This window comes from Orbus sasakiae (genome assembly GCF_039542345.1).
GTDB lineage: Bacteria > Pseudomonadota > Gammaproteobacteria > Enterobacterales > Orbaceae > Orbus > Orbus sasakiae.
On record NZ_BAABHY010000005.1, the window covers coordinates 192,052 to 213,502 of the forward strand.

Annotated in this window: 21 protein-coding genes; 11 read left to right on the top strand and 10 right to left on the bottom strand. The window is 36.4% G+C overall.

What is annotated here, in order from left to right; genetic code table 11:
• The first annotated feature begins 1 nt into the window (after window position 1).
• From ABEA36_RS10075 to ABEA36_RS10095, 5 genes are all read left to right on the top strand, one after another.
• Entirely contained in the window at window positions 2-1,351 is a 1,350-nt protein-coding gene (locus ABEA36_RS10075) for a PTS galactitol transporter subunit IIC (RefSeq protein ID WP_345491733.1), read from the top strand.
• A gap of 203 nt (window positions 1,352-1,554) precedes the next feature.
• Window positions 1,555-3,075 carry an FGGY-family carbohydrate kinase gene (locus ABEA36_RS10080; RefSeq protein ID WP_345491735.1) on the top strand — a complete coding sequence of 507 codons (1,521 nt, stop codon included), beginning with the start codon at window positions 1,555-1,557 and terminating at the stop codon, window positions 3,073-3,075.
• Window positions 3,065-4,111, top strand: coding sequence for an alcohol dehydrogenase catalytic domain-containing protein (locus ABEA36_RS10085; protein ID WP_345491737.1), 1,047 nt, complete (start codon window positions 3,065-3,067; stop codon window positions 4,109-4,111). The genes ABEA36_RS10080 and ABEA36_RS10085 overlap by 11 nt, the downstream gene beginning before the upstream one ends.
• 32 nt (window positions 4,112-4,143) lie before the next feature.
• A complete protein-coding gene (locus ABEA36_RS10090; protein WP_345491739.1) occupies window positions 4,144-4,530 on the top strand; it encodes a hypothetical protein in 387 nt (128 codons plus the stop codon).
• Complete coding sequence (locus tag ABEA36_RS10095; protein WP_345491741.1) at window positions 4,530-5,168, top strand: histidine phosphatase family protein; 639 nt, start codon at window positions 4,530-4,532, stop codon at window positions 5,166-5,168. The genes ABEA36_RS10090 and ABEA36_RS10095 overlap by 1 nt, the downstream gene beginning before the upstream one ends.
• A 98-nt stretch (window positions 5,169-5,266) precedes the next feature.
• Here the strand turns inward: ABEA36_RS10095 and dnaJ are convergent, their stop codons facing one another.
• Both dnaJ and dnaK read right to left on the bottom strand, forming a co-directional pair.
• The gene (gene dnaJ, locus ABEA36_RS10100) at window positions 5,267-6,403 is read right to left on the bottom strand and encodes a molecular chaperone DnaJ (protein ID WP_345491743.1); all 1,137 of its coding nucleotides are present in this window, start codon (window positions 6,401-6,403) and stop codon (window positions 5,267-5,269) included.
• A 192-nt stretch (window positions 6,404-6,595) separates the two neighbouring features.
• Window positions 6,596-8,509 (bottom strand): molecular chaperone DnaK, encoded by a 1,914-nt coding sequence (gene dnaK / locus ABEA36_RS10105; protein ID WP_345491745.1) that lies wholly within the window; start codon window positions 8,507-8,509, stop codon window positions 6,596-6,598.
• A 236-nt stretch (window positions 8,510-8,745) separates the two neighbouring features.
• On the opposite strand from dnaK, the gene satP reads away from it, so the two are divergent.
• A complete protein-coding gene (gene satP, locus ABEA36_RS10110; RefSeq protein ID WP_345491747.1) occupies window positions 8,746-9,324 on the top strand; it encodes an acetate uptake transporter in 579 nt (192 codons plus the stop codon).
• Between the two features lie 73 nt (window positions 9,325-9,397).
• Here the strand turns inward: satP and ABEA36_RS10115 are convergent, their stop codons facing one another.
• Complete coding sequence (locus ABEA36_RS10115) at window positions 9,398-10,489, bottom strand: NADH:flavin oxidoreductase/NADH oxidase (RefSeq protein ID WP_345491749.1); 1,092 nt, start codon at window positions 10,487-10,489, stop codon at window positions 9,398-9,400.
• Window positions 10,490-10,611: 122 nt separating this feature from the next.
• Here ABEA36_RS10115 and ABEA36_RS10120 point away from each other — a divergent pair, with 122 nt between their 5' ends.
• Window positions 10,612-10,935: a winged helix-turn-helix transcriptional regulator gene (locus tag ABEA36_RS10120; protein WP_345491751.1), complete on the top strand. Its 324-nt coding sequence runs from the start codon at window positions 10,612-10,614 to the stop codon at window positions 10,933-10,935.
• 41 nt (window positions 10,936-10,976) lie between these two features.
• Here ABEA36_RS10120 and def read toward each other — a convergent pair whose 3' ends face one another.
• Entirely contained in the window at window positions 10,977-11,486 is a 510-nt protein-coding gene (gene def / locus ABEA36_RS10125) for a peptide deformylase (protein WP_345491753.1), read from the bottom strand.
• 108 nt (window positions 11,487-11,594) lie between these two features.
• Between def and dprA the strand changes: the two genes are divergently transcribed.
• From dprA to ABEA36_RS13280, 4 genes are all read left to right on the top strand, one after another.
• Window positions 11,595-12,653, top strand: coding sequence for a DNA-processing protein DprA (dprA, locus tag ABEA36_RS10130; RefSeq protein ID WP_345491755.1), 1,059 nt, complete (start codon window positions 11,595-11,597; stop codon window positions 12,651-12,653).
• Between the two features lie 101 nt (window positions 12,654-12,754).
• The gene (gene tsaC, locus ABEA36_RS10135; protein ID WP_345491757.1) at window positions 12,755-13,315 is read left to right on the top strand and encodes an L-threonylcarbamoyladenylate synthase type 1 TsaC; all 561 of its coding nucleotides are present in this window, start codon (window positions 12,755-12,757) and stop codon (window positions 13,313-13,315) included.
• 5 nt (window positions 13,316-13,320) lie between these two features.
• Window positions 13,321-14,436 carry an anhydro-N-acetylmuramic acid kinase gene (locus ABEA36_RS10140; protein ID WP_345491759.1) on the top strand — a complete coding sequence of 372 codons (1,116 nt, stop codon included), beginning with the start codon at window positions 13,321-13,323 and terminating at the stop codon, window positions 14,434-14,436.
• A gap of 12 nt (window positions 14,437-14,448) precedes the next feature.
• Window positions 14,449-14,853, top strand: coding sequence for a DUF805 domain-containing protein (locus ABEA36_RS13280; protein ID WP_425571925.1), 405 nt, complete (start codon window positions 14,449-14,451; stop codon window positions 14,851-14,853).
• 23 nt (window positions 14,854-14,876) lie between these two features.
• On the opposite strand, the gene ABEA36_RS10145 is transcribed toward ABEA36_RS13280, so the two are convergent.
• From ABEA36_RS10145 to mnmG, 6 genes are all read right to left on the bottom strand, one after another.
• A complete protein-coding gene (locus ABEA36_RS10145) occupies window positions 14,877-15,656 on the bottom strand; it encodes a Cof-type HAD-IIB family hydrolase (RefSeq protein WP_345491761.1) in 780 nt (259 codons plus the stop codon).
• A gap of 17 nt (window positions 15,657-15,673) precedes the next feature.
• Window positions 15,674-16,372 (bottom strand): DnaA inactivator Hda, encoded by a 699-nt coding sequence (gene hda / locus ABEA36_RS10150; protein WP_345491993.1) that lies wholly within the window; start codon window positions 16,370-16,372, stop codon window positions 15,674-15,676.
• Window positions 16,373-16,570: 198 nt separating this feature from the next.
• Complete coding sequence (locus ABEA36_RS10155; RefSeq protein ID WP_345491763.1) at window positions 16,571-17,812, bottom strand: uracil-xanthine permease family protein; 1,242 nt, start codon at window positions 17,810-17,812, stop codon at window positions 16,571-16,573.
• A 76-nt stretch (window positions 17,813-17,888) separates the two neighbouring features.
• Window positions 17,889-18,515, bottom strand: a complete 627-nt coding sequence (upp, locus tag ABEA36_RS10160) for a uracil phosphoribosyltransferase (RefSeq protein WP_345491765.1) — start codon at window positions 18,513-18,515, stop codon at window positions 17,889-17,891.
• 170 nt (window positions 18,516-18,685) lie between these two features.
• Window positions 18,686-19,309 (bottom strand): 16S rRNA (guanine(527)-N(7))-methyltransferase RsmG, encoded by a 624-nt coding sequence (gene rsmG, locus ABEA36_RS10165; RefSeq protein ID WP_345491767.1) that lies wholly within the window; start codon window positions 19,307-19,309, stop codon window positions 18,686-18,688.
• A 2-nt stretch (window positions 19,310-19,311) separates the two neighbouring features.
• Window positions 19,312-21,204 (bottom strand): tRNA uridine-5-carboxymethylaminomethyl(34) synthesis enzyme MnmG, encoded by a 1,893-nt coding sequence (gene mnmG / locus ABEA36_RS10170; RefSeq protein WP_345491769.1) that lies wholly within the window; start codon window positions 21,202-21,204, stop codon window positions 19,312-19,314.
• Window positions 21,205-21,451: the final 247 nt, after the last annotated feature.

Genomic DNA, 21,451 nt, shown 5'->3' on the forward strand with positions numbered 1-21,451 from the left:
TATGGCAGATAAAATACTCGAAGTTGTACAGTATATATTAGGCTTTGGGCCAACGGTGATGCTCCCATTAGTCATCTTTATTATGGCAATTTGTTTAAGAGTTAAAGTCGGCCGGGCAATTCGATCGTCTTTAACGATTGGAATGGGGTTTGTTGGTATCTTTGTTATCTTTGATTTACTTGGTACCAGTTTAGGGAGTGCAACGAAGGATTTGGTTGAACATGCAGGCATTAATTTACCCATCATCGATCTTGGTTGGCCGCCCTTAGCTGCTATCGCTTGGGCATCACCAATTGCACCATTTGTGATTCCAATGACAATTATCATTAATATCGTCATGTTAACAGCTAACTGGACTAAAACGGTCGACATCGATCTATGGAACTTTTGGCACTTTACATTTGTTGGTGCATTGGTGTATAGCAGTACAGGCAATTTTATGTATGGTTTGCTTATTGCTGGCATTACCTCGGTTATCACGTTTATCTTAGCGGACTGGTGTGCGCCAATGGTTCAAAAGTATTTTGAACTACCGGGCATTTCATTACCAACATTATCATCAGCAATATTTTTCCCAATTGGTGTATTGGGTAACTTAATTCTTGATAAAGTTCCTGGATTACAAAAATTACATGCTGACCCTGAAACCATTCAAAAACGCTTTGGTGTATTTGGTGAACCGATGATGATTGGTTTTGTGATTGGTGGCGCAATAGGGGTTGCTGCGGGTTATGATATAAAAAGTATTTTAGGTTTAGCGATAAATCTTGGTGCCGTTATGTTAATCATGCCACGTATGGTGAAATTGTTAATGGAAGGGCTATTACCTTTATCCGATGCAGTTAAACAGTTTTTAAGAAAAAAATACCCTAATCGTAAAGATCTGTATATTGGATTAGATATTGCGGTAGCGGTCGGCCACCCATCTGTCTTATCAACCGCATTACTACTCATTCCAGTAGGCTTACTGTTAGCAATCATTTTACCAGGAAATCGCTTATTACCACTCGGTGACTTAACCAATATTTGGGTACCAATCTCAATGGTTGTGTTAGCGTGTCGAGGAAATATTGTACGATCATTTATTATTGGTATCCCTTGCTTGATTGTTAATCTCTATGTGGCATCAGCCATTGCTCCGGTTATTACCAATATCGCTCGTAGTATTAACTTTCCCGTTAAAACTGATGGCGAGTTTTCAAGTCTACTTGATGGCGGTAACCCATATCGCTTTTGGGCAGTCAAAGTTTTTGAAGGCAACTATATTGCACTGGCATTAATTCCGATTATTTTTGTGCTTTGCTTGGTGTTATATAAGCACACCCAAAAAAGCTGGAACACCGAAGACTAAAAATAAACACATAATCATTTTAATTTAACACAACGCGTCGTTTATGAATGGTACTGATAACAATTAATCAGTATAGAGAAGCTTTGTCCCTTTAACTGCCAAAAGGCAGCTAAAGGGAATTATAAATAATTAATAATCAAATTGTTATGATTTTTATCTAATTCGGTCACATAACTTAAATGCGATCGATTAAGGAGCGAAAAATGTATTCTATCGGGATTGATATAGGAACAACTAATTGCAAAATCTGCATATTTGAATTACCAGCCTTGAATCTCATCACGAGTTATTCCTTTGTTACTCCTAAACACACGTCACAATACGGTGATGATTTTGATGTGATCGCACTTTACACTCAACTAGAACAAGGCTTGATCAACTTAATCACTCAACTTAAGCATGCAGACCGAATCAAAAATATCGTCATTGCAAGTGTGGGGGAATCAGGTGTATTAATCGATCAAGATCAACATGTGGTTGGCCCCGCAATTACTTGGTATGACACTCGAACAAAAGTCAATTTAGCACAAGTGAGCAAACAGTTTTCTCAAGATGAGATCTATGCCATAACCGGCATTCCAATTCACAGTAATTACAGCTTAACTAAAATTCTCTGGTTGAAAGATAATTATCAAATTGATCTGACACGCGTGAAATGGCTATGTATGGCTGAATTCATCGCTTATCGACTCAGTGGTGAACAGCGTGCTGAATTATCATTAGCGTCAAGAACATTAGTTCTAGACTTAAAACGCCATCAATGGTCAGAAAAAATTCAAACCGCTTTTGGCCTAAATCAAGTCTTTGTTAAATTTGCTCAATCAGGTCGAAATTTTGCCACACTCAATCGTGATCTAGCCGCAAAACTCGGGGCAATAGGGCAAATTGAAGTCGCAATAGGCGGGCATGATCACATGTGTGGTTCAATTGCTGCCGGCCTTAAAGAGAGGGAGATACTCAATTCTACCGGCACAACAGAAGGACTTTTACTATTAATGAAAGACGCTAATTTTAGCCAACCTTTTTTACGTGCTAATCTTTCAAATGGTGTCTATGTCTTTGATGATTTAAATACGTTATACACATCATTACCAGCAGCAGGTTACTGTATTGAGTGGTTCAAAAAAACCTTCGCTGTCGATAATCAACTGTTTATATCACTACTTGATGAACTCACAAGCAAGCTGATTGATATTGAGTACATTAAATCTCATCAAAGTGTGTTTATTCCACATTTACGGGGTAGTGGACCACCGCAGCGTAACATTGCAGCACAAGCATTATGGTATGGTTTTAATGAAAATACCCGTAAACAAGATGCTCTTTTAACGTTATTTCAAGGTTTATGTTTCGAGTTACGTAATACGCTCGAATCTGTTGAACAACTCACCGAAAGTTATCATCCAATTATTAAAGTGATTGGTGCAGCGTCTAAAAATCCACTTTGGTTACAGCTAAAAGCCGATATATTAGGACGTGAAATTTTATCATGTAATATTCCAGAAGCGGTGTGCAAAGGTGCTGTGATGCTTGCTGCAAAACAAAATGGCTATATCGAACAACTTGACTGTTATGATGGCGAAATCGATACACAATCTTATAAACCCAATCAGCAATTAAAACAGCATTATGATCAAATTTATCAACATTACTATAAACCGATTTTTGATTTAAAAATGAAAATAGAACTCTGTGATAAAGAAGGAAGATTAAATGAACGATAAAATGAAAGCCGTTGTTTGTTATCAGCAAAATGATCTCCGGTATGAAGATGTTGCCGTTCCAAATATTGGTGATGATGACGTTTTAATACAAATGGATGCATGTGGATTATGTGGCACTGATATTCAAAAAATTCGCGGAAATACGGTCACAAAACCAACTGTGTTAGGTCATGAAGTGGTGGGTCGAATCGTTAAAAAAGGCAAAAATATAGCAAACTATGCGCTTGGTGATCGCGTAATTACCGCTATTCATGTACCGTGTTTTACCTGCCATTATTGTAATAAAGGTCATTACACTATTTGTGAACAATTTAGAACCAATAATATTGATCCCGGTGGTTTTGCTGAATATATTCGAATTCCTGCACTGCATTTAAAACATTTAACTCACAAAATCACCGATGATATTAATGATGATGAAGCCACATTAATTGAACCCATTGCATGTTGTTTGCATGGACTAAAACAAGCGAACATTCACGCTGGTGATAGTGTGCTTGTGATGGGGGCTGGTACGATTGGTATTTTGCATGCACAGCTAGCCAAAATAAAAGGTGCAAGTCAGGTGATGATCAGTGATATTTCACCCTATAAACTTGATATTGCCTTAAAAGTCGGCTGTGATTATGCAATTAATGTGGCACAAGATGATTTGGTAAAAAGTGTCAGTGATATAACGCATCAATTAGGTGTCGATGTGGTGATTATTGCTGCTGGGGTGTCATCGTTATTGGCCGATGCAATCAAAGTGGTACGAAGGGCTGGCAAAGTTATTGTGTTTTCAGGCTTTGATAATTCACCACAAATTACTCTTGATGCAAGTCGCTTTTTTAAAGATGAAATCAGTATCATTGGCACATATTCTGTTACGCCTTATGAGTTACCAGAAGCGCTAGATTTATTAGCCAAAAAGCGTCTAAATATTACACAAATGGTGACGCACCACTTTTCACTTGCACAATTATCACAAGCGGTTGATTTGGCAACCAATCCCTCTGAGCAAGTTTTAAAAGTCATAATTAAAGCCCATCTTTAAGTGAAATTAACGCATTAAATAAGGAGAATGATATGAAAAAGATAGCAATTATCATAATTTTATTGGTTCTAGGTATTAATTTTTCCTCTATCGTTCATACGTTAATTATTGATTTTAGAAGTAATAATTTAAATAGTATTGCAGTCATTATTTATAGCATTATGCTGATAATTATTGCAGTACTCATTTATGTCATCTTATTGAAGAAACCGAAAACACCGCTATATTTATGCTGTTACTTTACATTTTGTTTAATTACAACCGTCATTGAAATCATCTACTTATCATCAATCGAGGCAGGAACAAAGCCGCAAATGATTCACTTTCTTGTTTATTTTTGCCTGTTTGTATATGCCGCTAAATCACATTATTTAAGACATTATTTTCACAATCACTCACTAAAAGAGGGTAAATGTTGATGTTTAAGAATCTTAATTTTTACTTTGTACGTCATGGTGAAACACATTGGAATGAATTGCAGTTATTTCAAGGTAAGTCAGACTCAGATTTAACCTTAAAAGGACTTCATCAAGCAAGATTAACCGCGAAAGCACTGCATTATGTCATATTTGATGCTGCTTATAGTAGCCCACAAAAAAGGGCTGTAGATACGGCAAATGTGATTATAGCCAAACGACAAATTCCACTGTTATATCATGATGGTTTAGTTGAAATCAATTTTGGACAATGGGAACAACAATTTGTACCAAACTATTATCAACATCCTAATTTTATTCATCTTATCAGTAATGCCCAACACTATGATGCCACTGAAAATGGTGGTGAAAATTTTCAAACCGTATTAAATCGTTCACTAGAGGCAATAAAAAGCATCATCAAACAACAGCAAAACGGTAATATTTTGGTTGTTTCACATGGTAGCGTACTTAGACAATTGATCTATGTTTTGACTGGAGGTAACTGGCAAGATCATCTACAGCATACACACAAACTCGAAAATACCAGTATTAGTATTGTTAATTATCAACAAACTAGTGATGAGTCTATGGGTCAGTTCACTATGCGACAATTAAATGGTACCGAACATTTATTCTAATTAAATAGGATGATAAACACATATAAACTGATCAAAAAATAAAGGATGGTCTAATGACCATCCTTTATATTATTCACTTCACTGTATTGAATGAATATTTAACCAAAGAATTTTTTCACTTTATCAAAAAAGCTTTTTTCTTTTGGACTATGCTTTGAGTGTTTATCTCCCGTTAAGCTCTCACCTAATTCTTTTAATAACTCTTTTTGTTTTGCTGTTAAACTCACTGGGGTTTCAACAACCACATGGCAATACAGATCACCCATAGTTGCACCACGTAATGATTTGACACCTTTACCTTTTAATCTAAACACTTTACCGGTTTGTGTTTCAGCAGGGATAGTCAAACTTACTTTGCCATTTAGGGTAGGTACTTGAACTTCTCCCCCCAATGCAGCTAAAACAATATTGATCGGGATTTCACAGTGTAAATTAATACCATCGCGTTCAAATATCGCATGTTGTTTAACTTGTACTTGGACATACAAATCACCCGCTGGTGCGCCATTTTTTCCAGCTTCACCTTCACCAGAAAGCCTAATGCGATTACCGGTATCAACGCCCGCAGGAATGGTAACAGATAATGTTTTGGTTTTTTGAATTCGCCCTTCACCATGACATTTCTTACATGGGTTTTTAATACTTTTACCACTACCATGACAAGTCGGACACTCTTGCTGTACAGCAAAAAAACCTTGTCGCATTTGTACAACACCACTACCGTGACAGGTTTCACAAGTTTTGATATCAGCTGCGTTTTCAGCCCCTTTACCATGGCATACATCACACGTCGCCCATGTCGGTACTTTAATCTCTTTAGTAATACCTGCCGCGGCTTCTTCAAGTGAAAGGCTTAAATTGTATTGTAAATCTGCACCTCTGGCAGCTTGACTACTGCGACCACCTCTTGCACCACCACCAAAAAATTCACTAAAAATATCACCAAAAGCATCACTAAAATCAGCGCCACCATTAAAACCACCACCAAAGCCGCCGTGACCACCTTGTTCAAAGGCAGCATGACCATATTGATCATAAGCCGCTTTCTTTTGTGGATCAGTTAAAATTTCATAAGCCTCTTTGACTTCTTTAAATTTTGCCTCTGATTCAACTTTATTATCCTGATTTTTGTCAGGGTGATATTTCATGGCAAGGCGTTTATAAGCTTTTTTAATCTCACGCTCATCAGCATTTTTGCTGACGCCTAAAATCTCATAATAATCTTTCTTTGCCATTTTTAACCTTTGTTTGTACTCTTATTTTATTCAATCATTATACATCGACTGCATTGATGATACCGTTAACTTATCAAATTAATCGACCCTAATTAAAACAACTAAACGGGCTTGAGTTACCTCTCGCCCGTTTTATATAATTACTTCATCAAGCTATCGTTGATAACTCTGGGATAATACAATAATACATAATTACTTATTATCATCAACTTCTTTAAAGTCAGCATCAACAACATCGTCATCCGCTTTAGCATTATTTGCACCAGCATCTTGACCTGGTTGGCTACCTGCTTGTTGCTGTGCAATTTCAAGTAGCTTTTTAGATGCTTCAACTAATGCTTGAATTTTAGCTTCGATTTCCGCTTTATCTTCACCACGAGCTGCAACTTCTAATGCGCTAACCGCATCTTCAATCACTTTTTTATCATCAGCTGATAATTGATCACCCGCTTCAGAAACTTGTTTACGTGTAGAGTGAACAAGGTGATCCGCTTGGTTACGAATTTGTGCTAACTCTTCAAATTTACGGTCAGATTCAGCATTCACTTCTGCATCACGAACCATTTTTTGAATTTCTTCTTCACTTAAACCAGATGATGCTTTAATCGTAATATTTTGTTCACGACCAGTATTTTTATCTTTTGCTGATACATGTAAGATACCATCAGCATCGATATCAAATGTGACTTCGATTTGTGGCATACCACGTGGTGCAGACTGAATACCATCAAGGTTAAATTGACCTAATGATTTATTGTCACCAGCACGTTTACGTTCACCTTGTAATACATGAATCGTTACTGCAGATTGGTTATCTTCCGCTGTTGAGAATACTTGACTATGTTTAGTCGGAATCGTTGTATTCTTTTCAATTAACGGTGTCATCACACCACCCATTGTTTCTATACCAAGTGATAATGGTGTAACGTCAAGTAATAACACATCTTTAACATCACCACCTAATACACCACCTTGTACAGCAGCACCAACCGCAACCGCTTCATCAGGGTTAACATCTTTACGTGGTTCTTTACCAAAGAAATCTGCAACCACTTTTTGCACCATTGGCATACGTGTTTGACCACCAACCAAAATAACATCTTGAATGTCAGACACGGATAAACCTGCGTCTTTTAATGCTGTTTTTACTGGTTCCATAGAACGTTTAACTAAATCTTCAACTAATGATTCAAGTTTTGCTCGTGTTACTTTAATATTTAAATGTTTTGGACCTGTTGCATCAGCGGTGATATACGGTAAATTAATATCTGTTTGTTGAGCAGATGATAATTCAATTTTCGCTTTTTCAGCCGCTTCTTTTAAACGTTGCATAGCAAGTGGATCATTTTTAAGATCGAAACCTTGTTCACGTTTAAACTCTTCAACGAGGTAATTAATTAAGCGTGAGTCAAAGTCTTCACCACCTAAGTGTGTATCACCATTTGTAGCTAATACTTCAAACGTTTTTTCACCGTCAACATCGTCGATTTCGATGATTGAAATATCGAATGTACCACCACCTAAGTCGTAAACAGCGATAGTGCGGTTACCCACATCTTTATCTAAACCATAAGCAAGCGCAGCAGCTGTTGGTTCATTAATAATACGTTTTACATCAAGACCTGCAATTCGGCCCGCATCTTTAGTTGCTTGACGCTGTGCATCGTTAAAATAAGCAGGTACGGTAATAACCGCTTCAGTAACTGGCTCACCAAGATAATCTTCAGCTGTTTTTTTCATTTTCTTTAACACTTCAGCAGAGATTTGTGGTGGTGCAATTTTTTGACCTTTAATGTCGACCCATGCATCGCCATTGTCAGCTTTTACAATTTTATATGGCATAATGCTAACATCACGTTGCACTTCTTGATCTTCATAACGACGACCAATTAAACGTTTGATTGCAAATAATGTATTTTGCGGGTTAGTCACCGCCTGACGTTTTGCTGGCTGACCAACTAAAATTTCACCATCTTGTGTGTATGCAATGATCGACGGCGTTGTACGATCACCTTCAGCATTTTCTAATACTTTTGCTTGACCATTATCCATCACAGCAACACATGAATTTGTTGTACCTAAATCAATACCAATAATTTTACCCATAATAATCTTCTCCTAAAAACCTGTATTTTATTTCTTGTATATAAGTCTCAAATTTACTATTTCAAGTCCCTAATTTTCACAAGGAAATATTTTCGTTTCCACATAAATGGGAGCATTCTGCTTAATATCAAGGGTAAAAAGTAAATTTTTTTTTCATCGGCTATTGATTGCTTAGTTTTATGCCCTTATCATTGCTGCGCTCAAAACATTAACCACATTTTTTTAGTAGGAATTTTATGGACAACATTAAACTTGCCAATCCTGGCCCACTTGGCTTAATGGGATTTGGTATGACTACCGTATTATTAAATATTCATAATGCTGGCTTTTTCCCAGTTGCAACAGCAATTGTCTCTATGGGTATTTTTTATGGCGGACTTGCACAAGTTATCGCCGGTATTTTAGAGTTCCGTAAAGGTAATACCTTTGGAACAACCGCTTTTACTTCTTATGGTTTCTTCTGGATCGTTTTAGTCGGTATCTGGTATTTACCAACGTCAGCCGCAACCGCCGCAACGGATAAAGTCTTTTTAGGTATATTTCTCGCATTATGGGGGATTTTTACTGCCTTTATGTTTATCGGTACATTAAAAGGAAATAAAGTTTTACAATTTGTCTTTGGTAGCTTAACGATTCTGTTTGCTTTATTAGCTATTGGTAATATCACTGGTAATCACACCATCATCAATATCGCTGGTTTTGAAGGGATTATTTGTGGTGCAAGTGCCATCTATTTGGCTATGGCTGAAGTATTAAATGAACAATATGGCCGTACCATTTTACCAATTGGTGCACCTAAAAACGCAAAACACTAAAATGAATTCGTGTTTTATGATTATTGTAACCTATTGTGTAAAAAGCCCTCTTATGAGGGCTTTTTTATATTGATTATTTAAAAAGTTTTTTTGCACCATGTGGCGCACTGCGATTGTATTGTGGCGGAGCAATCACTTGACCGCCCAATTCTTTAGCTGCTTGCCATGCCCAATGTGGATTAAATAACATATCTCGACCAATAGCGACCATATCAGCTTGTCCAGTTGAAACAATAGCTTCTGCTTGAATCGCCTCCGTAATTAAACCTACGGCAATAACCGGCATGCCCACTTGCTGTTTAATGGCTTGAGCAAATGAGACTTGGTAATTGGGTCCAACTGGAATTTGCTGACGAATATCAAGTCCACCAGTAGAAACATGAATATAGCTACAACCAAGCTGATCCAATTTTTTGGCTAATAAAATCGATTCTTCTAAATTCCAACCACCATCAACCCAATCAGTTGCAGAAATACGAATACCAACCCCTTTATGTTTAGGAAATACAGCTCGAATCGCCTCAAAAATTTCAATAGCAAATCGTATACGGTTTTCAACACTACCACCATATTGATCGGTACGATGATTAGAAAGCGGTGATAAAAATTGATGAATTAAATAGCCATGAGCAGCATGAATTTCGATAAAATCAATGCCTGCTTTATCTGCCCGGACAGCTGCATCGGCAAATTGCTTAACCAACTCTTTGACTTGTTCGGTGGTTAATGCAATAGGTTTATCATAGTTAGTATCAAAAGCAATAGCAGAAGGTGCAACCGTCTGCCAACCGCCCTGTGCTGCGGGGACATGTTTTTCTTCTTGCCATGGTGCTGGCATTGATGCTTTACGACCAGCATGGACAAGTTGAACCGCTATTGGCATTTGTGAATACTGACGAATTGAGGCAATGAGTGATTGCATTGCTTGCTGTTGCTGCTCACCCCATAGACCTAAATCAAAGGGAGATAAGCGCCCTTCTGGGGTCACAGATGTTGCCTCTAAAACCATCAATGCTGCACCAGAATGTGAAAGGGAACCATAATGCATTAAATGCCAATCGCCGGCTAGACCGTTTTTTGCAGAGTACTGACACATAGGAGGAATCACAATTCGATTATCAAAAGATTGTGAACCAATCTTAATCGGGCTAAATAATTTACTCATTTCGAACTCCTAATTAATAAGGAAAATGTTGAATAATTGACTGTTATTTGATTATAATCCTTTTCTAATTTTTAGAAAGAATGCACTTTTTAGTATGATATGCACCAAAAGGATAGTGATAAATGAAACAAGCGATACCGATTATCGATAAAAAGCCCTTTGAATATACCTTGTCGATTATTGCTGGAAAATGGAAAATGAAAATTATCTATTTATTAATTGGTTGTGAAATAGCACGTTATGGTGAAATAAAGCGAAGTATCGCTGGAATTACACATAAAATGTTAAGTGCTCAGCTTAAAGAATTAGAACACGATGGTATTATTCATCGTAAAGAATATCCACAAATTCCACCCAAAGTAGAATACTCATTAACGGCTAAAGGCAAAAGTTTAAAACAACTTATCACCGATATTTGTCAATGGGGAATCGAGAACGATCATTAATGCTAAAGACCGTTAGCATTAATGATATGAATAAAAGAAAACTATTGTTTAGCCTCAAGGCGATCCATTTTCTTCATTTTTTGTTCAATACGCTTACGTTTTAATGGAGAAAGATAATCAACAAATAACTTACCCATTAAATGATCCATCTCATGTTGAATACAGATAGCAAGGATACCATCAGCATCAATTTCATAAGTTTCGCCTTGGCGATTTAATGCTTTGATCGTGATTGTTTCAGAACGCGGCACAAAACCTCGACTATCTGGCACCGATAAACAGCCTTCTTCAATGCCGGTTTCACCCGCTTTGCAAATCACTTCTGGATTAATAATGACATATACCTGATCACGATTTTCAGATACATCAATCACGATGATTCGTTCATGAACATCAACTTGTGTTGCTGCAAGGCCAATACCTTCTTCTGCATACATAGTTTCAATCATATCATCGATGATTTGTTGAGTTTTCTCAGTAATTTTTTCAACGGGTTTGGCAATTTTGCGCAATCTTTCATCAGGAAAACGCAATACTGGTAAAATAGCCATAAATTTTCGGTCTGCCTCTCAATAACATGTATTTTCTAACCATACATTTTAAACACTAATTATAGTGATTAATAGTTTTTTCATCCCTATCAGTAAAATAGTGAACTTATGAATAGATATGAATTCTTGATTCGATTTTCAATAGTAAGTGGTCAAAAGTCAAAAATGTTCAGACAATGTTTACTACCGTCTGAAGATAATTTTAATGAAAAACCCTTATTAACTCGGTTAGGCTTTAATCAGCAACAGATTCAACAATTTTATGATCAAAAGGTTGTTAATAGCCTTAAATGGCTTGAAAAAGATCATCATTTTTTAATTAATTATCATGATAAAGCCTATCCAACCTTACTGAAACAAATCAGCCATCCTCCATTAATCCTATTTGTGATGGGGAATTTAAATTCACTCAATACACAACAAATCGCAATGGTAGGAAGTCGTCAATATAGTGAATATGGCGCACAATGGGCGCGTTATTTTGCCAGAGAATTAGCGAGTAATTATTTAACCATTACCAGTGGACTAGCACTGGGTATTGATGCCATTTGTCATCGCGGTGCACTTGAGGCATCAGGTCAAACAATTGCAGTATTAGGAAGTGGTCTGGCCAATATTACGCCAAAAACCAACTATTCTTTAGCAAGCGACATTATGGCAAATAATGGTGCGATTATCTCTGAGTTTATTCCAGAGCAAATTGCAAAACCCGCACATTTCCCAAGACGCAATCGTATTATTAGTGGCCTTAGTATGGGGACATTTGTTATTGAAGCATCACAAAAAAGTGGCTCGTTAATCACAGCCTGCTATGCTTTAGAACAAAATCGTGATGTCTTTGCATTACCAGGTAATATTACTCAGCAAAACTGTGATGGCACACATGATTTGATAAAACAAGGTGCCTATTTAGTAAGCCGCCCTTCAGATATTTTAGCGCATTATCGCCATCATTTATCCTGGATTAACCATCAAACTGAGGTTGACGTCGAATGTCTTCATCCTGAAATTTTGTCCTTAATTACTCATCAAACCGTCGGAATTGACCAAATTATTGAAAAGACAGGTCTGTCAGTTTGTGATGTCAGTATCAAACTCACTGAACTAGAACTTGCTGGATTAATTATTAGTGTTAATGGCGGTTATATCCGTACACGTTTAGTTTGAATTAGATAAGATCATAAATGTGTAATAAAATTGAAGTTGATTGAGTATATTCCGTTAAAAGTGCTAAGATAATGTGTGGATAAATTTATTTAAAAATAACTATGACAGCGCTTTCACTTACTCAATCATGCCAGTTATTACAGCAAGGCGATGTAATTGCTTACCCAACCGAAGCGGTGTTTGGGCTAGGTTGTGATCCGGATAACCAAACAGCGGTTCTAAAAATTCTTGCATTAAAAAATCGTCCGATTGAAAAGGGTTTAATTTTAATTGCAAATAATTTTGAACAACTTGTTCCCTATATTGATCTTTCAAAAGTGAGTGAACAACAAAAACAACTTATGCTAGATTCTTGGCCAGGTGCTGTAACATGGGTTGTACCAAAAAATCACCATACACCTTATTTTTTAAGCGGTCAGTTTAATTCAATTGCTATACGCGTCACCGATCATCCATTAGTACGTCAATTATGCCAACTTTTTGGAAAACCGATTGTCTCGACCAGCGCAAATCTTTCTGGGCAATCACCAGCCAGAACCGTCAGTGAAATCGAATCACAATTTGGTGATGACTTTGCCGTGCTACAAGGTGAAACAGGTAAACGGGTCAATCCATCTGAAATTCGTGATATAAAAACAGGGCAAATTATAAGACAGGGGTAATTCGCATGAAACCATCGCTTTATATTGGCGTTATGTCGGGTACTAGCTTAGATGGCGTTGATATTGCGTTAGTCGATATACAATCAACAAACGTATCATTAATTGCAAGTGAATGTTACCCCATACCACAATCACTTAAATCTAATTTATTAACATTATGCACAAATCAGCAATCGAGTTTACAGCAGCTTGGCGAAATTGATCACCAACTTGGTGAACTCTACGCAACAGTAATAAATGAATTTATATTAAAAAATCAAATAGATAAAAATAATATTTGTGCAATTGGTTGCCATGGGCAAACCCTATACCATTCGCCATGCGGTGCATACCCATTTACGATGCAAATCGGTGATGCCAATATTATTTCTGCAAAAACCAATATCACCACTATTGCTGATTTTAGACGTAAAGATATGGCATTGGGTGGACAAGGCGCCCCCCTTGTTCCCGCATTTCACCAAGCTATTTTAGCCAGACCTAATACAACCCGTGTTATTCTTAATATAGGTGGTATCAGTAATATCACTGTATTAGCACCTAATCAATCCGTCATAGGCTATGATACCGGACCTGGTAATGTGCTATTAGATAGTTGGATGATGTATAATCTAAATCAAGCTTATGATAAAGATGCTAATTTTGCTAAAACAGGCGATATTAATACGGCTTTATTACATGATTTATTGAATGAAGTTTACTTTTCAAAACCGTATCCAAAAAGTACAGGTCGTGAATTATTTAACTTTAACTGGTTACAGCAAAAATTAGCTAAACATAATATTACCGCTCAAGATGTACAAGCAACGTTAGTTGAATTGACGGTTATTGCAACTGTTAATCAACTTACTCATTTAGCATTACCAAAAACCTTACCTTGTGAATTATTAGTGTGTGGTGGTGGAGCTAAAAATCCGCTCATGATGGAACGTTTTAGTCAACATTTACCAGATTGGTTAGTGACAACAACTGATGCATTTGGTATTAATAGTGATTATATGGAAGCGATGGCTTTTGCATGGCTTGCATACTGTCGAATACACCATATAAACAGTAATATACCCAGTGTGACGGGTGCAAAAAAAGCAGTTTGTTTAGGTGTAATATACCCAAATAACTAGCTAGGATAAGGGATGCTTAAATATATTTTTATATCGTGGCTTAACGGTTACAAAAACATCTTTAATTACCAAGGACGCGAACGACGAAGTGCTTTTGGCTGGTTTTTATTAACAAATTTATTGATATTTATTTTATTGATAAAAGTTTATATCGATCAAGATGCCGAGCAATACACAACAATAAAATTATGTCTTTTAATAAGTTATCTGTTTATCACATTTTTTGCAATGATTGCTTATAACGTGAGACGATTTCATGATGCTAACCAATCTGGATTATGCTGTCTATTTTACTTACTATCAGTGCCAATTACGGTCATAGTCTCTGTTTTTTTATCACCTCATTACGGCGATAATATTTATGGACCCGATCCTAAAAAACCAATTATAGTCAACAAACAGCTAATTATTAACTAATATTAGCGTAAGATAATATTACGCTAAATTAAGCCTAAACGATTTAAACCATTGGCAATACCATCATGATTATTATCATCGGTAATAAATTCAGCCAATGGTTTTAATGGTGCTAAACAGTTCCCCATTGCAATAGGATGATCAACAAGTTTAAACATTTCTATATCATTGAGACCATCACCAAAAGCATAAGTGGGCACATCTAAAAATTGTTTATTTTCTAATAATTTTTGGATGCCAAATGCCTTTGAGCCCCCTTTATTAAAAATATCGACACAATACGGTGTATTACGGACAAAAGTTAATTCAGGAAACTGTTCAACATATTGGCCTTCACCACTTTCACATAACAAAAGTAACATTTGAATTGGTTGCTGATGAAAAACATTAATATCCGTTGGGGGAAGAGGTTGTTTCAAATATTGATATAACAGTACAGCAGCATGACTAAATTCGGAAATACGAATTAATTTATCATTATAAAATGCCATTGGGATTTGCGTTTGTGTTTTAGAGTAGCTGAGAATACGTTCTATCAAATCGATATCAATATTATTTGAAAAAATATGCTCGCCTTGATAAAAAACTGACTGGCCATTCATACCCACAATAGAATCAATCCCTGATTGTGCCATAATATGTTTAACTTCAAAAATGGTTCTGCCTGTCGCCAATACAGGCTTTATGTTATTTTTTTTAAGTTGGCAAATGGCATCAATAGTGCTTTGTGCAACAGTAACATCACTGGTTAATAGTGTACCATCTAGATCAAAAAAGACGATTGCTTCAGGTTTATTTATCATTAATGACACCATAACATCTATAAGTTAAAAACAGTTTTAATAAATGGGATTGTAAGTTTTCTTTGTTCTGTGATTGTAACTTTATCAAGCTTATCAAGCAGTTCAGATAATGTTTTAATATCACGATCAACACGTTTTAATAAAAATAAGCCAACATCTGTTGGTAGTTCGAAACCACGCAGTTTTGCACGTAATTGTAATGCTTTTAATTTATCGTCATCATTTAATTCTTTCAATTGATATACAGGGCTCCACTCTAATCGTGAAACCAAATCAGGTAATTGAAAATGAATTTGTTTTGGTGAAGCATTGCCTGTTATTAATAATTTAGTTTGGTTATTTTCCATTAATCGATTGAATAGATCAAAAATGGCTTCTTCCCATACTTTATTACCTGCAATTTGATCAATATCATCTATACACACTAAATCATATTGCTCTAAACCCAGTAAAATATCTGGCGTCAATGATTGATGTTGATTCAATGGAATATAACAAATGAGTTTATTTAATAATGAAAGCTCATTACAAGATGAATAGAGTAGATGCGTTTTACCAGATGGAACCGCGGACCAAAAATAGAACGAGCAGAATTCGGTTTTAGCTAATACCGCTTTCAAAGAATTGACAAGTAGAGTGTTATCTCCAGTATAAAAACTGGCAAACGTCTCTGAATCAGGTAATGAAATGGGTAAAGTTAACTGCTGGGAATTAATCGCTAAAACCTCATAATAATGATGATTAAACTAGTATATAACACTAATGTTTAAAAATACAGGTTTCAACTATTGAGTTAATTAAAGGCTCTTTTAACTATTGAAATTTTATCAATTTATTGGATTAATCAGGCATAAAATAAAACCACACTTGATTTGATAAGGTGCAAATAAGTGATTTGCACCTTCATTTTTAGCTTATTTATGTTGCGGTAAAATCAGATTCAGTAAAATAGCTGCAATACCACATAAACTAATGCCTTGCAGAACATATGAGCCAAAATCAAAAACCATACCGCCAATACCAAATACTAAAACTAAGGCGGTAATACACATATTACGAGATATTGATAAGTCAACTTTATGTTTGATTAAAATATTCACACCAACCGATGCAATAGAACCAAATAGCAATACCATAATTCCGCCCATAACAACTGACGGAATGGAAGCAAGGAATGCGCCAACTTTACCAACAAATGACATGACAATTGCCCATATTGCAGCCCATGTCATCACGCGAGTTTTAAAGTTACGCGTTAGTGTTACCGCACCAATCACTTCTGCATAAGTAATGCAAGGTGGTCCACCTAAAAAACCTGCAGCTGATGTAGCCAAGCCATCACCCAGTAATGTTTTTTGTAGACCTGGTTCTTTTGTATAGTCTTTTCCTGTCACACTACCGATAGCCATAATATCGCCAACATGCTCGATGGTTGGTGCAATGACAATTGGGATCATATAAAGAATTGCCTGCCACTTAAATTCAGGGAAGGTAAAATCAGGTAAGGAAAACCATGGTGCATCGTATACTGGTTTAAAATCGACGAGACCTAAAAAACAAGACAACACATAACCCACTAATATTCCTGAAATGATCGGCACTAATTTAAGAAACCCTTTTGCCCATATAGCCACAATTAATGTCGTCACAAGTGATGCCATTGAAACAATAATTAGTTGATATTTGGGTAAATGTGTTTCAAGTCCTGAGCCCATCGCCATATTAACCGCAACAGGGGCGAGCGATAAACCAATGACCATAATAATGGGTCCGGTTACTACCGGCGGTAAGATAGCATTAATCACATTTGCGCCATTAATTTTAACGAGGAATGAAAAAAACATAAAGACAAAACCAGCCGCCACTAACCCTCCTAAGGTTGCCGGAATTCCCCATTGCGCAACCCCATATGAGATAGGAGCAATAAAAGCAAAAGATGATGCTAAAAAAACAGGGACTTTACCGCGAGTAGTAATTTGAAAAAGAAGGGTGCCAAAACCCGCTGTAAATAAAGCAACATTTGGATTTAATCCTGTCAGTAAAGGGACTAAAACTAATGCACCAAATGCAACAAATAGCATTTGAGCACCGGTTAAAACATCAAGCCAAGAGTGCTTATGGCTGGCTACTTGATGTGTTGTTTCATTTGAACTCATAGATAATATTTCTCTCTTTGTTAAGTAAATTGATAGACGTAAAAAAACCGGCTAAGCCGGTCTAAAAAATGAGATTTTATTTGGTACCGAAGATCTTGTCTCCGGCATCGCCAAGCCCAGGTAAAATATACCCTTTTTCATTAAGCCTTTCATCAATAGATGCCGTATATAGCTCAACATCAGGATGTGCTCGTTCTAATACCTTAATACCTTCTGGTGCCGCAACTAATACCAATACTTTGATACTTTTACAACCCGCCTGTTTTAAAAGGTCAATCGTTGCAACCATCGAACCACCAGTTGCAAGCATTGGGTCAACAACAAGTGCCATACGATCTTCGATATCTGAGGTTAGTTTTTGAAAATAAGGAACAGGTTCTAATGTTTCTTCATTACGATAAAAACCGACAACACTAATTCTGGCACTAGGGATATGCTCAAGTACACCATCCATCATGCCAAGCCCAGCACGTAAGATAGGTACTACCGTAATTTTTTTACCTTTAATACGTTCAACTTCAATAGGGCCGCACCAACCTTCAATAGTAACTTTTTCGGTAGGTAAATTGGCGGTTGCTTCGTATGTTAATAAACTGCCAACTTCACTGGCAAGATCTCTAAAATCTTTAGTAGAAATGTCATTTTCACGCATTAAACCGATTTTATGACGTACAAGAGGGTGTTTTACTTCAACAATTTTCATGAAAGGCCTCAGTTGTTATGAATCTATATGAATTATTAGGTTGCAATAACCACTGAAGACAAATTGTAACATGATTTATTCAATATAAGAAAATTAGTTTCGTTATTTTTTTTTGTTAACATTGATTATCGTGTAAAAAATCGGACTAATTAATAAATAGTCATTAAATATTATTCATTTATATGTTTAATAATGATTAAATTACGCTGACCGTCTAAATGAGGTACAACAAGTTCGATAACATCTTTCACCTGATATTCCGCAGGTAACGATTTAAGTTCTTCTTGCGATGCGATACTTTTTAATGCATAAAAAGCGCCATTTTGGTTAGGTAAATGCTCACACCAACTCAGCATATCTTCTAGTGATGCAAAAGCTCGACTTATTACACCATCAAAAGATTTGTTCGTATACTGCTCAATACGACTTTGCACGGGGGTAATATTTTCAATTTTTAATTCAAATTGCACTTGTTTTAGAAAACGAACACGTTTACCCAAGCTATCAACTAAATCAAATTGTTTATGTGGATTAATAATAGCAAGTGGGATACCAGGTAAACCAGGCCCAGTACCAACATCAATAAACGTATCCCCTTTAAGATAAGGGGATACAACTAAACTATCCATAATATGCTTAACTAGCATTTCGTTAGGATCTCTAACCGACGTGAGGTTATAAGCTTTATTCCATTTATTAAGCATTTCAACGTAACATACTAATTGATCAATTTGCTGATCAGTAATGCTAAGATCGGTTTGTTTGATTAAATTAACCAGTTTATTTTTTAACATAATTACGCTTTATTTTTATTGATATAATTTTTTTTCTTTAAATAAACAAGTAACATCGAAATTGCGGCGGGTGTTACGCCTGAAATACGAGATGCTTGACCAATAGAGACTGGCTTATGCTGTTTTAATTTAGCCACCACTTCATTTGATAAGCCTGAAATATCTGCATAGTCTATACCTTCAGGAATTGCGGTATCTTCATTGCGTTTTTGACGCTCAATTTCTTCAATTTGCAGTTTGATGTAACCATCATATTTCACTTGAATTTGTACTTGTTCAGCAGCCTGTACATCATCTAAACCAGGTGCAAATAAAGAGAGTGATTTTAACGTGTTATAATCCATTTCCGGACGTTTTAACAACTCTTCTCCGTTTGCTTCTTTCGTTAAATTAGCACTCAATACGGCATTAACTTCATCGATGGTTTCAATATGGGGGTGGACCCAAATATCACGTAAACGAGCACGTTCTTGTTCAATGGCTTCCACTTTTTGATTAAATTTTTGCCAACGATAATCATCCACTAAGCCTAAATGACGGCCAATTTCTGTTAGACGAATATCGGCATTGTCTTCACGTAGCATTAATCGATATTCCGCACGTGAAGTAAACATACGATAAGGCTCACTGGTACCAAGTGTACATAAATCATCAACCAGCACACCTAAATAGGCTTGATCACGCGTTGGGTGCCATTGTTCTTGATCATAGACAAATCTAGCCGCATTTAAGCCCGCTAATAATCCTTGTGCAGCGGCCTCTTCATAGCCTGTAGTGCCGTTGATTTGCCCAGCTAAAAATAACCCTTTAACGACTTTACTTTCAAGCGTAGGTTTAAGATCTCTAGGATCAAAATAATCATACTCTATGGCATAACCAGGTCTTACGATATTCGCATTTTCAAGACCTTTCATACTACGTACAAATGCCAATTGGGTATCAAATGGCAAGCTGGTAGAGATACCATTTGGGTAAATTTCATTGCTATCAAGACCTTCAGGTTCTAAATAGATCTGATGAGCATTACGATCAGCAAAACGCATAATTTTATCTTCAATTGAAGGGCAATAACGCGGACCTATACCTTCAATAACCCCCGTATACATTGGGCTACGATCTAAACTATTACGAATAATATCGTGGGTGCATTCATTCGTTGCTGTAATATAACAAGGTATCTGTTTAGGGTGCTCACTGGCACTACCTAAAAAGGAAAATACAGGGACAGGATCATCCCCACCTTGAATACCTAATTGTGAAAAGTCAATCGTTCTTGCATCGATTCTAGGTGGTGTACCTGTTTTTAAACGGCCCATTCTAAAAGCATATTGGTGCAATGATTTTGATAAACCGACAGAAGCTGGATCGCCAGTGCGTCCACCGCTGTAGTTATTTAATCCGATATGGATCTTACCATCTAAAAACGTGCCTGCTGTTAATACGACGGCTTTACCTTTAAACTTGACACCCATTTGAGTAACAACACCTATGATATGATCATTTTCGATGATCACATCTTCAACGGATTGTTGAAATAGCATTAAATTAGGCTGATTTTCAAGTGCTGTACGGACAGCATGTCTATACAATGATCGATCAGCTTGTGCTCGTGTTGCTCGAACAGCAGGACCTTTACTGGCATTTAAGATCCTAAATTGGATCCCTGCTTTATCAGTCGCATGTGCCATTAAGCCACCCATGGCATCAATCTCTTTTACTAGGTGTCCTTTACCAATACCGCCAATAGCTGGATTGCAAGACATTTGTCCTAATGTATTGATATTATGTGTTAAAAGTAGTGTTTTTCTACCCATTCTTGCAGATGCCATTGCAGCTTCAGTACCTGCATGACCACCGCCAACAATAATGACATCAAAAAGATCTGGGTAAAACATAATAGCCTCAACTTACTTTTAAATAAAAATGGTAATCAGATGATCGTGTTAAATTAGCGTGACAAATTTTACTCGTCTTTTTGATAACGTCAAATGATCTGTTTTGGATCTTTATTTAATTAAAAAAGATCTTTTATATATTTCTTTTATTATTTTTATTATTATAGCAAGGATCTTTTGTTGATAAGTCTTTTTTTCCATTATTATTTAATAAGTTATTTCTAATTTTTGTCTGTTAATAATCGGG

What these genes read in the sequence shown, in the direction of transcription:
- satP (WP_345491747.1), top strand. Translation starts at nt 8,746, where the DNA reads ATGGACAACATTAAACTTGCCAATCCTGGCCCACTTGGCTTAATGGGA.
- tsaC (WP_345491757.1), top strand. Translation starts at nt 12,755, where the DNA reads ATGACAGCGCTTTCACTTACTCAATCATGCCAGTTATTACAGCAAGGC.
- ABEA36_RS10140 (WP_345491759.1), top strand. Translation starts at nt 13,321, where the DNA reads ATGAAACCATCGCTTTATATTGGCGTTATGTCGGGTACTAGCTTAGAT.
- ABEA36_RS10075 (WP_345491733.1), top strand. Translation starts at nt 2, where the DNA reads ATGGCAGATAAAATACTCGAAGTTGTACAGTATATATTAGGCTTTGGG.
- def (WP_345491753.1), bottom strand. Translation starts at nt 11,486, where the DNA reads ATGGCTATTTTACCAGTATTGCGTTTTCCTGATGAAAGATTGCGCAAA.
- rsmG (WP_345491767.1), bottom strand. Translation starts at nt 19,309, where the DNA reads ATGTTAAAAAATAAACTGGTTAATTTAATCAAACAAACCGATCTTAGC.
- mnmG (WP_345491769.1), bottom strand. Translation starts at nt 21,204, where the DNA reads ATGTTTTACCCAGATCTTTTTGATGTCATTATTGTTGGCGGTGGTCAT.
- ABEA36_RS10145 (WP_345491761.1), bottom strand. Translation starts at nt 15,656, where the DNA reads ATGATAAATAAACCTGAAGCAATCGTCTTTTTTGATCTAGATGGTACA.
- dnaJ (WP_345491743.1), bottom strand. Translation starts at nt 6,403, where the DNA reads ATGGCAAAGAAAGATTATTATGAGATTTTAGGCGTCAGCAAAAATGCT.
- ABEA36_RS10090 (WP_345491739.1), top strand. Translation starts at nt 4,144, where the DNA reads ATGAAAAAGATAGCAATTATCATAATTTTATTGGTTCTAGGTATTAAT.
- ABEA36_RS10080 (WP_345491735.1), top strand. Translation starts at nt 1,555, where the DNA reads ATGTATTCTATCGGGATTGATATAGGAACAACTAATTGCAAAATCTGC.
- ABEA36_RS10120 (WP_345491751.1), top strand. Translation starts at nt 10,612, where the DNA reads ATGAAACAAGCGATACCGATTATCGATAAAAAGCCCTTTGAATATACC.
- ABEA36_RS10155 (WP_345491763.1), bottom strand. Translation starts at nt 17,812, where the DNA reads ATGAGTTCAAATGAAACAACACATCAAGTAGCCAGCCATAAGCACTCT.
- ABEA36_RS10115 (WP_345491749.1), bottom strand. Translation starts at nt 10,489, where the DNA reads ATGAGTAAATTATTTAGCCCGATTAAGATTGGTTCACAATCTTTTGAT.
- ABEA36_RS10095 (WP_345491741.1), top strand. Translation starts at nt 4,530, where the DNA reads ATGTTTAAGAATCTTAATTTTTACTTTGTACGTCATGGTGAAACACAT.
- upp (WP_345491765.1), bottom strand. Translation starts at nt 18,515, where the DNA reads ATGAAAATTGTTGAAGTAAAACACCCTCTTGTACGTCATAAAATCGGT.
- ABEA36_RS13280 (WP_425571925.1), top strand. Translation starts at nt 14,449, where the DNA reads ATGCTTAAATATATTTTTATATCGTGGCTTAACGGTTACAAAAACATC.
- dnaK (WP_345491745.1), bottom strand. Translation starts at nt 8,509, where the DNA reads ATGGGTAAAATTATTGGTATTGATTTAGGTACAACAAATTCATGTGTT.
- dprA (WP_345491755.1), top strand. Translation starts at nt 11,595, where the DNA reads ATGAATAGATATGAATTCTTGATTCGATTTTCAATAGTAAGTGGTCAA.
- ABEA36_RS10085 (WP_345491737.1), top strand. Translation starts at nt 3,065, where the DNA reads ATGAACGATAAAATGAAAGCCGTTGTTTGTTATCAGCAAAATGATCTC.